We start from the raw sequence: 12,465 nt of genomic DNA, 5'->3' as shown, positions 1-12,465 counted from the left end.
TATGGTCTATGGTCCATGGACTATTGACTTTCCTCCTTCACCTTCAACAACCTCGCTACCCTGGTATGTGTAATCCCCATTTCGGTGGCAATTTCGCGGAGGGATTTGCCCTGGGCTTTAAGCTCTGTGGCTTGTGTTTTTAGTGCTTCGCGGTCTACATCATCGGGTTGGCGCAGGTGCTCCCATTCGCGACCGTAGGCCATAAATTCGTACTGCAAAAAGTTGTAAGGCTTGGTGATGGTAAACAGGCAGATGTTACCGGCGCCGTAAATCTCTTCGGTGTTGCGCTGTTTTATCTGTTTAATATAGCGGATGGTATTGTCCTTCGCGCTCTCGCCAATGGCAAAGGCGCTGTCGCAAAAGTTCATCAGCATTTTGCTGCCTTGCAGGTCGTTGCGGGTAATGGGGAGTGCAGGGTCGCGTTTGGGTGTATGTGCCAGCGCCAGTATGCTTAGGTTGTGCTTGGTTTTAAGCGCTTTAAGGTGCTTCATCAGCGGCAGGGCGTCCTTGGCGCGTTCGGTTTCGCTGCGCAGGTAGGTTAGGTTGTCGATGATGAGCACGGTTGCGCCGGTGGTAACGACGAGGTTCTCCAGTTGGTGATTCAAAAAGTCCTCGAAGGTGCCAAAGTCTTTAGGCACATCGGCCATAGGGTCGAGTTCGGCACGCAGGAAATCGTGGGTGAAAGGGTAGTGGTGGATGTAATTTGACGAGTACCGCGCCTCGAACTGTTTATCGGCCAGCTCGAAATCAAAATACAAAATGCGTTGTTGCCCGGCCTCCAGCCTGAACGGCCCAAGCGGCTCATTCCTGCTGATGCTATCCCCCACCTGCACGGCGAGGATTGACTTGCCCAGGTTACTGTCGGCAAACATGATACACTGCTCGCCCTGGAACCACAGCTCACCGAAAAGCATTTTGGGGATAGGGCGTTTACTGGCTTGCTCCATCCAGTCGGAGGCGCTGCGCAGGCGGAATAATTGGTTGCCCTGGTCGGGCTGGGCTGCGTTGGATTGCAGCAACCGGTCAAGCTCACGGCGGATAGAACCGGCATTGATAGCTTGTTGTCCGCTGATCAGCGGGAAGTTTTGAGGATGTGACATAAATAAAGAGGTTTTAAAGAATTATGATTATGTATAGTATGCTAAATGGCATAATTTGTTGTAAGGTTTGGCTTGTACTGTATCGCTTGTATCGGCACACGGAATGGTACAGTGATACAGTACAGCTATAATATTTTTTTATGTTGATGGATTGGCAGGGGATAAGGCCCGCTTAATAATTGCAGAAAAGCAACAGGGGTAAAGGTAGGGATTATTTCTGGATTGGTAAAGAAAATGTGGAGAAAAAGTTATAATTATATTTTTTTATGTATGATAAGGATAATTCTTTTTGTGTCAGTGTATCATCAACTGAGTCACTACAGCGATACAAGCGATACAGTATTTTCACCATCACGTCATTGCGAGGAACGAAGCAACCTCTACACAGGACATTCATGAACCTTAGTGTTTATGGTTATCTAAATGCGGCTGATAGGTCACCTCAAAGTTCTTGCTCCATTGATTTGCATACGTAGAGGTTGCTTCGTTCCTCGCAATGACGACTGGAGGGTGTTTTTGTATCATATGTATCACTAACTGAGTCACTACAGCGATACAGCGACCAACCACAACGTCATTGCCTGGAGAGAGTAAACAATATAAGATAATTTTTTATTTTGCAACATGGTTTTTATACAGGGCGGCTGTGTTTACATTATGACGAATAAGCTGCATACAGTTTTATACGTTGGTGTCACTTCTGATATTGCAGATAGGGCTTGGAAGCATAAAACACATTTTTATCCTGATAGCTTTACTTCCAAATACAAATGTGAAAAGCTTGTTTATTACTCTTTTTATTCTCGTATTGAAGAAGCCATATCAGTTGAAAAAGCATTAAAAGGAGGTAACAGGAAAACCAAAATCAAATTGATTAACGAGTTAAACCCGGATTGGATTGACTTGTATGATAAGTTGATGGAAGAATAATACTAATCATCACGTCAACGCTATAACGAACGAAGCAACGTAACCAACACTGCAAGGAACAAAGCAATCTCACCACCACGTCATTGCGAGGAACGAAGCAACCTTTACATAGGACATTCAAGGACCTTGATGTTTATGATGACCTAAATGCGGCTGATAAATCGCCACAAAGCTTTTGCTTCGTTGATTTGCATAGCTTAGAGGTTGCTTCGTTCCTCGCAATGACGCGTGGAGAGGGTGTTTTTGTTTCACTGTATCACCAACTGAGTCACTACAGTGATACAGGCGATACAGCATTTTCACCAACCCGTCATTACTGTAAGGAACGAAGTAACCCACCAACCCGTCATTGAGGAACGAAGCAACCTCTACATAGGACATTCACGGACCTTAGTGTTTGTGGTGACCTAAACGCCGCTGATTGGTCACCACAAAGCTTTTACTCCATTGATTTGCATGCGTAGAGGTTGCTTCGTTCCTCGCAATGACGCGTGGAGAGGTTTTTTGTAACGCTTGTATCACCAATGGAGTCAATACAGTGATACACGATACATCCCTAAATACTTAATAACTAAATGCTACGTTATCAAACAAACAAAACCTGATCATCATGACCAATTTAAAAACTACCCCCGCAAAACGGCTTTACAGGTACCTGTTGGTGCTGCCATTTTTACTGTTGAGCCTTTGTTTTACCGGCAATGCAAAAGCTGTCGCCGTTAGTAAAACCGTTGCTGATACCACTGCTATGAAGGCCTTCGAGGGCATTTACCAGATGAAAAGCAACCAGTATGCCCATGTGCAAATTACTGTTGCAAATAAAACCCTGCTCGCCAAAGTAATGGAGGGCGACAAACAATTTGTGTTAACCCGCAAAAGCGATCTTGTTTTTGAAACCCTCGACGGTGATGGCGACGAAAATATCCCGATCACATTTGTTAAAAACCCGGCAGGCGAAATCACCGGCGCATCGGTGGGCGATAAGGACGAAATAACAAGGGTAAAAAACTACGTGCCCGTGCAAGCAGTCAAACTCACCGCCGACCAGCTAAAAGCCTACCAGGGCAAATATGAATTTGAGGAACGGAAAGGCACCTTCTTAACCATAACCGCTACCGCCGATGGCCTGGTATTAAAAGAACTTTGGGACAATAAGGAAATCAGCTTTATTAATGTAGCCGATAACGAGTTTATTAATAAAGAGGCTATGTTCCCGCTGAAATTTACCAAAGATGCCGCCGGCAATGTTACCAAAGTGCTGGCCTTTAACCGGGATAGCTGGGATAAGGTGAAGGAGTAGGGGTTCGCCACATCGTCCTCAATACCACGTCAATGAGGAGCGAAGCAACCCACCATCACGTCATTGCGAGGAACGAAGCAACCTCACCGCCACGTCATTGCGAGGAACGAAGCAACCTCTACGAAGGACATTCACGGACCTTTATTTTTGTGGTGACCTTTCAGCTGCGTTTAGGTCACCACAAGGCTTTTGCTTCATTGATTTGCATACGTAGAGGTTGCTTCGTTCCTCGCAATGACGTGCGGGGGGAACGCGTGGAAAGGGCGTGTTGGATGAGCATCCAGTGAAGCAAAACGGCAACAAAAACCACTCACCACTCGCTACTCAACCACTCACCAACCTCTACTTCCCAAAATCATAAAACTTCCACTGCGTGGTAAAATCCCTCGTTAATGGTTGATTGATCAGCGTTGCCCTTACCATCTCAATCGGCATGGCGTTTTCTTTCATTATGGCATCGTGGAACTGCTTGTAGGTCATTTTACCGCCGTCCACAAGTTCGCGTTTAAGGCTCATGAGTTGCAGACCGCCGGTTAGGTAGGCCACCTGGTACAACGGACTATACCCGCCCTGGAACGATCTGCGCACTTCGCCCTCGGCATTGGCGCGTTCATGACCTACACGGTCGACCAAAAAGTCGATGCATTGCTGCGGCGTCCAGTTGCCAAGGTGATAGTTGAGCGAGAAGATGATACGGGCGCAACGGTGCATGCGCCAAAACAGCATGCCTATACGTTCTTCAGGTGTTTTGGCGAAGCCCTGGTCGTACAGCAGCAGTTCCCAGTACAGGCTCCAGCCTTCAATCCAAAACGGGGTGTTAAACATGCCGCGGTAGTTTTTATAGCGGCTGTTCATAAAATATTGCATGTTGTGGCCGGGCAACAGCTCGTGCTGCACCGTACCGCGACTAAAATAAGGGTTATTACCACGCATGCTCATCAGCTTGTCGGCCTCGTTCATGGTGTTGGTCGGGTAGCTGATAATGATTTCGCTGCCGCCTAAAAAGAAGGGGTTTACCAGTTGTTGTTTGGGTGTCATCATCGTCATGCCCCAGGTTTCTTCGGCAAGGGCCGGTATGGTAATCAGGTCGCGGGCCTTTATAAAGGTGAGGGCATCGTTATACAATTTTAAGATGGCTTCGGGCTGGCGGCCTGCGGGCACATAGCTGTTTTTTACTTTTTCCAAAGCCTTGTGCCAGTCGTTACCGAAGCCCATTTCGTTGCTGGCCTTCAGCATTTCCGCATCGCAAAAGGCAAATTCCTTGTTGGCCAGCTTGATCAGTTCCTCGGGCGTGTAAGGTATCATTTCGGCCTTTAGCTGGCGCATCAATTCATCATGACCGATGGGCACACCTTTTATGCCGCTGCTGTCGGGCTTTTGGGTGGTGTTTATTTTGCCTTTGCTCATCACCAAATCGGCATAAACGTTTAGCGCCGAGTCGAGCAGTTTATACGGTTTGGGCGTCCACCATGTAAAATTCGGGTCGTAGCCATCGTAAAAATCGTAGAAACTTTTCAGGCGGCTTTTTAAACCAAGCAGTGCAGCCTTGCCCTTGCGTGCCAATGGCATATCCAGGCTTTGCAGCTTAACGAATGATGTCTTCGCTGTATTAAGTTCCTTTAAAATATTGTGCAGTTCCATTGCCACTTCCTGCCCGTCGACAGTGATGCCCCGGCGGCGTTTCTTTTCCAGCTGGTAAATTTCATCCGCAAAAGGGATGTAGGTGGTTATTTTGTTGTACTCGTCGTCATCAAGCTTTACAGCGCCAAGCTCGTACACTATTTGTTTTTTCAGCAGGGTATAGTCCACCTTGCCGTAAATGCTCATACTGTCGAAATCAAGTTGTTTTAGCTTTTCCAGGTAATCGTTACCGATATCCATGAGTCGTTTGCGTTCTTCGGGCGATGTTTGAACCGATTGGTTGTTATACCCGTCGATAGCAGTATACGGCGAATAAAAGCTGCGGATGGCATCTATATCCTGTCCGTATTGTATAACCAGTCCGGATACCTCGCTGGCCTGCTCATACAGCGGCGATTTGGCTGGCGCAGTTTGGGCAGATGAGGTTTTTATCAACCCAAAAAGGATGAAAAATATAAAAGCCGGTTTAATGATAGTTTTAAATTGCTGGTAAAGATTGTTGACGCGCATACTTAGTGTATTAGTTTTGGCGGGTGAAATATAGGGTAAATTACTACAGGATAAAAATAGGCGGGGCAGGCGGGGATTACTAACTGTAAATTGGCAGGTTGTAGCGGGTTTTTATCCGAGGGAGTCCATAGTTGATGGTTCATAGTTCATGGGGGAAAGGGAGAGATGTATGGTGACGACCTGTCCGGCGGGTAGACTCACCCCGACATTGCTTCGCTCGTCGGCCCTCTCTTCGCTGCGCGGAAAGAGGGCAAAAACGGCTATCCTGAAATACTTTCCAACTTTTAATTTCTCTTTCCTCTTTACGCGCAGCGAAGAGAGGGTGGTCCAGCGAAGCGTCGACCGGGTGAGTAAACTCTGCGAGCGGCGTTAACGCAAATGCACTGGCGTAAATGCATGGCGGGTAAACTCACCCCGACATTGCTTCGCTCGTCGGCCCTCTCTTCGCTGCGCGGAAAGAGGGCAAAAAAAATCTTATCTTTAAAGATGCCGTCAATTGTTGATTTGTGCCGTGAATTGCGGCAAATGGAAACTCCTGCCGAGAAGGTTCTGTGGTTTCATTTAAGAAACAGGAAACTATTCGAACATAAGTTTTTACGCCAATATCCTATTTGTGTTCAATTTGCATTCGGAAGAAATCTTTATTACATACCCGACTTTTATTGCCATAAAGCGAAATTAGTTATTGAAGCCGATGGACCTATTCATAACTTTAAAAAGGAATATGACAAAAACCGGGAGGAAGTATTAATTGCATTAGGCTTGAAAATTCTAAGATTTGAAAACGATGAGATAATTAACAATACCAAAGATGTATTACACACTATCCTAAAAACACTTTCGAACCTTTAATTTCCTCTTCCCTCTTTACGCGCAGCGAAGAGAGGGAGGTCCAGCGAAGCGTCGACCGGGTGAGTAAACTCTGCAAGCGGCGTTAATGCAAATGCTTCGCGTCTTTCCTCCCCTAACAAATCAACTTAAACCCCAATCCCCTCAAATTCATAATCTGAATCCCCGGTTCGTCCTTTAGTATCTTGCGGATATGCGTCATAAAAACATCCATGCTGCGGGTGTTGTAATAGCTGTCTTCGCCCCATATTTTAAGCAGGGCTTCCTGGCGTCCCAGCACGTCGTTCTTTTTCAGGATCATCATTTTCAATAGTGCGCATTCTTTAAATGATAGTGAATGTTCTCCGGATGATGTTGTTAACCGCTGCTGCACGGTATCCAGCCGGCAATTGCCAAAGGAATATACTTTTGGATTTTCATTAGTTATAGCATCCGGTTGCTTTTTGAAACGATGCAATAAAGCCTCCATGCGTACCAGCAGTTCATCCATACTGAAGGGTTTTTTCAGGTAATCATTACCACCGGATTTGAAGCCTTCCACCACATCGGCAGTTAACACTTTTGCGCTCAGGAATATGATGGGCAAATCAGGCTGGAATTTGCGAAGTTCTTTTGCCAGCGTGTAGCCATCTTTCGAAGGCAGCATAATATCAAGTATGCAGATGTCGGGTTTAAAAGAAGCGTAAGCATCCATCACCAGGTTACCATCGGCGACAGCCTGCACGTAATAGCCGCTGCTTTTCAACCCGTCGCTTACAATGCGCGACAGGAACGGCTCGTCTTCCACGTATAATACTTTCAGGTTCATGATGCAGCGGGTAAGGTAATAATAAAACAGGTGCCGTTGCCAGTTTCACTTTTAACTTTAATGGTACCATTATGCCTTTCAACCATTTGTTTAACGTAATACAGGCCCAGCCCGGTGCCTTTAATGTCGTGGGTATTGCCATCAGCCGGGATGCGGTAAAACTTATCGAAGATATTTTTATGGTAGATTTTATCAATCCCCGGGCCGTTATCTTTAAAACTAATGGTTACCGTTTTATCATCGCACGCACAGCTAATATCCAAAACCAAACCGGTGCCTGAATATTTTATGGCATTCTCGACCAGGTTATAAAAAATGTTGGTTAAATGCACAGGGTCGCCAAATACAAAGCATGGCTCGGCAGAGGGCTTGAATACAATTTCCGACCCGCTGTTTAACAATTGCAGCTGCATGGAAGTAATTACCTGCTGCAAGCCTGTTTGCACATCATAAAGCTCGGTGTTAAACGGTATTTCCGCATCTTTTTCATTGCCGATGTTCAGGGCCTTCTCCACCATCAAATCTAACCGCTGCAATTCGTGCCGGCTGATGTCGAGGTAGTTTTGCATAGTTTCCGGTTGCTCCGCCAGGTTATATTTTTGGATCGATTCGAGCGCTAGGGATACCGTTGCAATAGGTGTTTTAAACTCGTGGGTCATGTTCCGGGTAAAATCAGCTTTGGCATCGGCATACAGCCGAACATTGCGCAACAGTCTCATTATAAAGTAAAAGGCGGCGCAGGTAAGCAATAGCATCAGCAAGCAGGAAGCCACGTAGTACCGCATACGGTACCATACCACATTATTAATTGCGGATAATATCAATTGGTAGCGGTAATGCTCCTGTATGCCATAAAGGTATTTTTTGCTGGCGTAGGCGGCTGCCAGGCCTTTAGGTACATCACCACCACGCAGACCGGTCATGCTGTAATTGTAAAGGTTGTAGTAAATGGCGGAGGTGATACCCATTTGCTGCAGGCCGGCAGCCACTTCCTTTTTCATGGCGATAAGCGATAAACTGTCAACCATGCTTAGTTGCGCCGCCGTAAGCCCGGTATTGGTGGTGGCCGGGCCCCTGTTTCTTTCTTTTGCAGGTTTATCCTTCAGGCTGAAATTCATGGATACCGAGGTACTGTCGTCGTCGCTGTTGATCTGGAAGTTATACGAAATACCGAGCGCTTTCATATTGTCGAACGCCTGCCGCAGCTGGGCCCATTGCGGCGAAAGAAAAAGCTGCTTAACACGCGGAAGGTTCTTAGGTTTTTCGAACGAAGTAACGCTGCGGTACATTTGCGCCTGGGCGGTGGTGCTTACAAAGTGCTCTATATCATCCTTCAGCTGCTTTTGCTGCGCCGAAAAAAGCTGGCGCAGCCATACAGCCTGCAACCCTGCGCTCAGCACCAGCGAAAGCACTATCAATATGGTTGTATATTTTGACCTGAGCCTTTTCATGAGGTGAAGTTCCTTAAAATTTAGCTGTTTATCACCGCTTTAAGATACGATTTAACTCTATTTAACTGTAATTAACCCCCGTTTAGGAACAGGCGGGATAGTTTTGTTTAAAAAATAAACAAACATGAAAATGATATACAAAAAGCTCTGCCTGTTATTAGCCTTATCGATGGCAACAGGTGCAACAAGTTTTGCACAGCAGGAACAAATAGATGAAGCCGCGTTCGCAAAAATCAGGAATGCTGAACTAACCAACTCGCACATCCCCGAAATTGCCCATTACCTAACCGATGTTTCGGGTCCAAGGCTGCCGGGATCTGAGGGCTTTAACCGGGCGGCTACCTGGGCCGTGGCCACCATGAAAAAATGGGGCCTGGCAAATGCCGCAATGGAGCCCTATGGCGAATTTGGCAAACAATGGGAATTGGAAGAATTTAGCATTGCTTTAAAAGTGCCCTACTATCAACCGCTCAGGGCCTACCCGGAGCCATGGTGCGGCAATACCAACGGTGTACAGCAGGGCACCGTAGTGCTGCTCACCCCAAAACAGGCCGCCGATACAACTTACCTGCTCAGCCATAGCGCCGAAATTAAAGGGAAATTTATTTTGTTGGCGATTAGTCCATTGCCGACATTACTGGATTTTCGCCCGGGAGCTGAACGGCTTACTGACCGTGCACTGGATACCATCGACGAGCAACATGCATTAACCCGCGCAATGGTTGAGCAACTGATAGCGAGGGAGAAAGCACGTATCAGATTAGATATCATATTAAAACAGGTTGGTGTGCTGGGCCGTATCTGGGCTGCGCCCGATAACGTGAACGGCACCATACACGTACAGGCAGGCATAGGCTACAAACTCACCGACCCGGTAGGCATCCCGAAGATAAGCATGTCGTACGAGGATGGAAAGCGCATTAAACGCCTTATCCAGTCGGGCCACCCGGTTGAGCTGGCAATAAATATACAGGGCAGGTTCGCCACCGCCGATACTAAAGGCTACAACGTGGTTGGCGAGATACCCGGAACAGACCCTAAGCTGAAAGCGCAATTGGTGATGCTGGGCGGTCACCTTGATTCGTGGCAGTCATCAACCGGTGCTACTGATAATGCTGCAGGCTGCGTTGTGGTGCTGGAGGCTATGCGCCTGCTTGATTCGCTTGGCCTTAAACCAAAAAGAACAATCCGGGTAGCGCTGTGGACAGGCGAGGAACAGGGAATTTACGGTTCATTTAATTATGTAAAGAATCATTTTATGAAGGCTGATGGTACACCTAATGCCGAGCAAAGCAAAGTATCGGCCTATTTTAATATGGACTATGGAACCGGGAAGGTAAGGGGTATCTATGCGCAGGGCAACAAGGCTATCAAACCAATATTCGAACAGTGGTTTGCGCCATTCCATGACCTGGGCGCAACAACGGTAACCATAAAGAGCACAGGGTCTACCGACCACCTGTCGTTCGATTGGGCAGGTATCCCCGGTTTCCAGTTTATCCAGGATCCGCTTGACGAGGACAGGACACACCATACCGACCTGGATGACTACGACCATTTGGCGATTGAGGATTTAAAACAGTCAGCAATAATTGTAGCGTCTTTTGTTTATCAAAGCGCTATCCGCCCTGAGCTTTTGCCCAGGAAGCCGTTTATTAAGGACACTTTTTTGTTTGATGGATTGTAGGGTTAAAACGATATAAATACACCAGAATATCCAGCCCGCTTATACCAAAGCGGGCTGTTTTTTTACAGTGATAGCTTTACACCATCAAAGAAAATTCATTTTTTATGTTGATTTTAGCCGCATCAATATATTTCACCATGAATACCCTAAAAACGATTGTATCGGTAACCGCCATCACACTCATAACATACGGTACGGCAAATTGCCAGGCCCAAACCAAACCCATCTTCACCAAAGCTGATTTTGATGCTGGCCGTGCTAAAATTGATTCGCTGGATGCCCAGATGATAAAAACTATTGGCTTTCGTGAGCGGATAGTACGCGAGATAGGCATCTATAAAGCCAAAAACCATATTGCACCTTTACAGCCCGCACGTTTCCAACAAGTGGTTGAAAAGGCCAAGGAAGCCGGTAAAAAGGAGGGCTTGTCGGCAGAGTTTATTGAGAAATTGATGAACGCCATACACGAAGAAAGTTTGAAGCTGGAAGAGCCTGCGGCGATGCATAACGAATAAACACGATTTTTCACTTTTGTCTGTTTTTAACGGCGTTCAAGAGGACTTCGTCGTTAAAGGATTAAAAGGATTTACAGGATTACTTTCGGCGGTTTTTATGCTGACGTGCGTTGCCGCAAATGTTTAAATGTACTTATTGCAAGTAATTTGTATCGCACTGTATCGGTGTGTCGGGCAAGGTGGTGATACAGAACAATCTCACCACCACGTCATTGCGAGGAACGATCCGCCAGCTGGCGGACTGCACATGCTAATCAACGAAACAAAAACTTTGTGGTTACCTATCTGCCGCTTTTAGGTCTTCACAAACAGTTAGGTTCGTGATTGTCCTACGTAGAGGTGGCTTCGTTCCTCGCCATGACGAGCGTGATATTATTTCAGCAAGATAAATCCTATTTTTATCCCACCCAATAAAACCCAACCATGAAACTTTTCTTCCTTACAGCCATAGCTGCAACGCTTAGCATAACCGCTGCCATAGCCCAGCAACATCAGCCTAAAAAAGGCGATACCATATTTTTTGAAGATTTTAACCAAAAAGCCCTTGATCGCAGCAAATGGAACGTTGAAGTTACGGGCAACACCGTTAACCAGGAGCAACAGGCTTATGTTGATTCAGCATCGACTATTTACCTCATGAATAACGCTGCCGGGGAAGGTGCAACCAACGGCGCTTTGATATTAAATGCGGTTTATCACCCGGGCTATACAAGCAAGGAAAATAAAAAGTACGATTTCCTTTCGGGCAGGATAAATACTGAACACAGAATGCAGTTTACCTATGGCACTTTTACCTGCCGCATGAAAATGGCCTCGGGTGCCGGTTTATGGCCTGCCTTTTGGCTGCTTGGCAATGGTCGCTGGCCTGATTGCGGGGAAATTGATATAATGGAAACTGTTGGCGACAGCAGCTGGACAAGCAACGCACTGCATGGCCCCGGTTACTTTGGCGACACGCCTTTAGCCTATAGAGCGTTTTTGCCTGTCGGTACCGATGTTACCCAATGGCACAACTATTCGGCCGACTGGACGCACGACAGCATAGTTTTTAAGGTGGATGACAAAGTAACTTACACAGTAACCCGTGCCATGGCAGAGAAATATGGACGCTGGGCTTTTGACAACCCTAAATTTATTATCCTGAATTTTGCATTGGGTGGCGGCTATCCAAACGGGGTGAATAAAGTGAAGGAGCCTTACTTCGGCATGTCGCAAAACACGGTTAACAAAATAAAAGCCGGTCAGGCAAAAGTGGTGGTTGATTGGGTACTGGTAACTAAAATCGCCAATTAACAGGCTTATCGCCATAAAATAACAAAGCCTCGTTGGAAAATCCCGCGAGGCCTTGTTGTATTATCGAACTGAAATTTAGTTATTCCTGTAATGATGGTCACCGCCGTGGCCATTATCGTGGTCGTGGCCGCGGCCATTTCCATTGTCGTGCCCACGGCCATGGCGTTCACGGTATTCAACTGAACAGCCCGGCAGGGTGGCAGAAGCAAGTATAAGCAACGCAACAACCCCTAAAATATACTTTTTCATACTATTTATTTTTTAAGATAGATGTTAGTATACAGGCAATTACAGTGCCATGTGTGAAAAATAGGTGAATAGGGCTGCGTAGGCCTAAAATGCTGGAAGCATGATTAAACCCGGATGAAAAGTGTATATTAA

At 46.4% G+C, this 12,465-nt stretch carries 11 protein-coding genes; 6 read left to right on the top strand and 5 right to left on the bottom strand.

Features of this window, described 5'->3' with window-relative positions; translation table 11 throughout:
• Positions 1–20: 20 nt before the first annotated feature.
• Positions 21–1,100, bottom strand: a complete 1,080-nt coding sequence (locus Q0R52_RS14655) for an AAA family ATPase (protein WP_295795563.1) — start codon at positions 1,098–1,100, stop codon at positions 21–23.
• 624 nt (positions 1,101–1,724) lie between these two features.
• On the opposite strand from Q0R52_RS14655, the gene Q0R52_RS14650 reads away from it, so the two are divergent.
• Together Q0R52_RS14650 and Q0R52_RS14645 are read left to right on the top strand one after the other, a co-directional pair.
• The gene (locus tag Q0R52_RS14650) at positions 1,725–2,030 is read left to right on the top strand and encodes a GIY-YIG nuclease family protein (protein WP_295795561.1); all 306 of its coding nucleotides are present in this window, start codon (positions 1,725–1,727) and stop codon (positions 2,028–2,030) included.
• A 610-nt stretch (positions 2,031–2,640) separates the two neighbouring features.
• Positions 2,641–3,330 (top strand): hypothetical protein, encoded by a 690-nt coding sequence (locus tag Q0R52_RS14645; RefSeq protein WP_295795559.1) that lies wholly within the window; start codon positions 2,641–2,643, stop codon positions 3,328–3,330.
• 342 nt (positions 3,331–3,672) lie between these two features.
• Here Q0R52_RS14645 and Q0R52_RS14640 read toward each other — a convergent pair whose 3' ends face one another.
• Entirely contained in the window at positions 3,673–5,481 is a 1,809-nt protein-coding gene (locus Q0R52_RS14640; RefSeq protein ID WP_295795557.1) for a DUF885 family protein, read from the bottom strand.
• Positions 5,482–5,859: 378 nt separating this feature from the next.
• Between Q0R52_RS14640 and Q0R52_RS14635 the strand changes: the two genes are divergently transcribed.
• On the top strand, positions 5,860–6,333 hold the full coding sequence (locus tag Q0R52_RS14635) for an endonuclease domain-containing protein (RefSeq protein WP_295795554.1): 474 nt from the start codon (positions 5,860–5,862) through the stop codon (positions 6,331–6,333).
• 112 nt (positions 6,334–6,445) lie between these two features.
• Here the strand turns inward: Q0R52_RS14635 and Q0R52_RS14630 are convergent, their stop codons facing one another.
• Positions 6,446–7,138 carry a response regulator transcription factor gene (locus tag Q0R52_RS14630; protein WP_295795552.1) on the bottom strand — a complete coding sequence of 231 codons (693 nt, stop codon included), beginning with the start codon at positions 7,136–7,138 and terminating at the stop codon, positions 6,446–6,448.
• Positions 7,135–8,589 (bottom strand): HAMP domain-containing sensor histidine kinase, encoded by a 1,455-nt coding sequence (locus Q0R52_RS14625; protein WP_295795551.1) that lies wholly within the window; start codon positions 8,587–8,589, stop codon positions 7,135–7,137. Before Q0R52_RS14625 ends, Q0R52_RS14630 begins: the two co-directional genes overlap by 4 nt.
• Before the next feature lie 124 nt (positions 8,590–8,713).
• On the opposite strand from Q0R52_RS14625, the gene Q0R52_RS14620 reads away from it, so the two are divergent.
• From Q0R52_RS14620 to Q0R52_RS14610, 3 genes are all read left to right on the top strand, one after another.
• On the top strand, positions 8,714–10,276 hold the full coding sequence (locus Q0R52_RS14620) for a M20/M25/M40 family metallo-hydrolase (RefSeq protein ID WP_295795548.1): 1,563 nt from the start codon (positions 8,714–8,716) through the stop codon (positions 10,274–10,276).
• 137 nt (positions 10,277–10,413) lie between these two features.
• Positions 10,414–10,791, top strand: coding sequence for a chorismate mutase (locus Q0R52_RS14615; RefSeq protein ID WP_252794102.1), 378 nt, complete (start codon positions 10,414–10,416; stop codon positions 10,789–10,791).
• Between the two features lie 423 nt (positions 10,792–11,214).
• Positions 11,215–12,084, top strand: coding sequence for a glycoside hydrolase family 16 protein (locus Q0R52_RS14610; RefSeq protein ID WP_295795545.1), 870 nt, complete (start codon positions 11,215–11,217; stop codon positions 12,082–12,084).
• A gap of 75 nt (positions 12,085–12,159) precedes the next feature.
• On the opposite strand, the gene Q0R52_RS14605 is transcribed toward Q0R52_RS14610, so the two are convergent.
• Positions 12,160–12,333, bottom strand: a complete 174-nt coding sequence (locus Q0R52_RS14605) for a hypothetical protein (protein WP_295795543.1) — start codon at positions 12,331–12,333, stop codon at positions 12,160–12,162.
• Positions 12,334–12,465 lie beyond the last annotated feature (132 nt).

It is taken from the genome of Mucilaginibacter sp., from assembly GCF_025359345.1.
GTDB lineage: Bacteria > Bacteroidota > Bacteroidia > Sphingobacteriales > Sphingobacteriaceae > Mucilaginibacter.
The sequence above is the reverse complement of the archived record's forward strand: the minus strand, read 5'-3'. Positions and strand labels throughout refer to the sequence as shown.

Coding starts and splice junctions, on each gene's coding strand:
- Q0R52_RS14655 (WP_295795563.1), bottom strand. CDS start 1,100: ATGTCACATCCTCAAAACTTCCCGCTGATCAGCGGACAACAAGCTATC.
- Q0R52_RS14650 (WP_295795561.1), top strand. CDS start 1,725: ATGGTTTTTATACAGGGCGGCTGTGTTTACATTATGACGAATAAGCTG.
- Q0R52_RS14645 (WP_295795559.1), top strand. CDS start 2,641: ATGACCAATTTAAAAACTACCCCCGCAAAACGGCTTTACAGGTACCTG.
- Q0R52_RS14640 (WP_295795557.1), bottom strand. CDS start 5,481: ATGCGCGTCAACAATCTTTACCAGCAATTTAAAACTATCATTAAACCG.
- Q0R52_RS14635 (WP_295795554.1), top strand. CDS start 5,860: ATGCACTGGCGTAAATGCATGGCGGGTAAACTCACCCCGACATTGCTT.
- Q0R52_RS14630 (WP_295795552.1), bottom strand. CDS start 7,138: ATGAACCTGAAAGTATTATACGTGGAAGACGAGCCGTTCCTGTCGCGC.
- Q0R52_RS14625 (WP_295795551.1), bottom strand. CDS start 8,589: ATGAAAAGGCTCAGGTCAAAATATACAACCATATTGATAGTGCTTTCG.
- Q0R52_RS14620 (WP_295795548.1), top strand. CDS start 8,714: ATGAAAATGATATACAAAAAGCTCTGCCTGTTATTAGCCTTATCGATG.
- Q0R52_RS14615 (WP_252794102.1), top strand. CDS start 10,414: ATGAATACCCTAAAAACGATTGTATCGGTAACCGCCATCACACTCATA.
- Q0R52_RS14610 (WP_295795545.1), top strand. CDS start 11,215: ATGAAACTTTTCTTCCTTACAGCCATAGCTGCAACGCTTAGCATAACC.
- Q0R52_RS14605 (WP_295795543.1), bottom strand. CDS start 12,333: ATGAAAAAGTATATTTTAGGGGTTGTTGCGTTGCTTATACTTGCTTCT.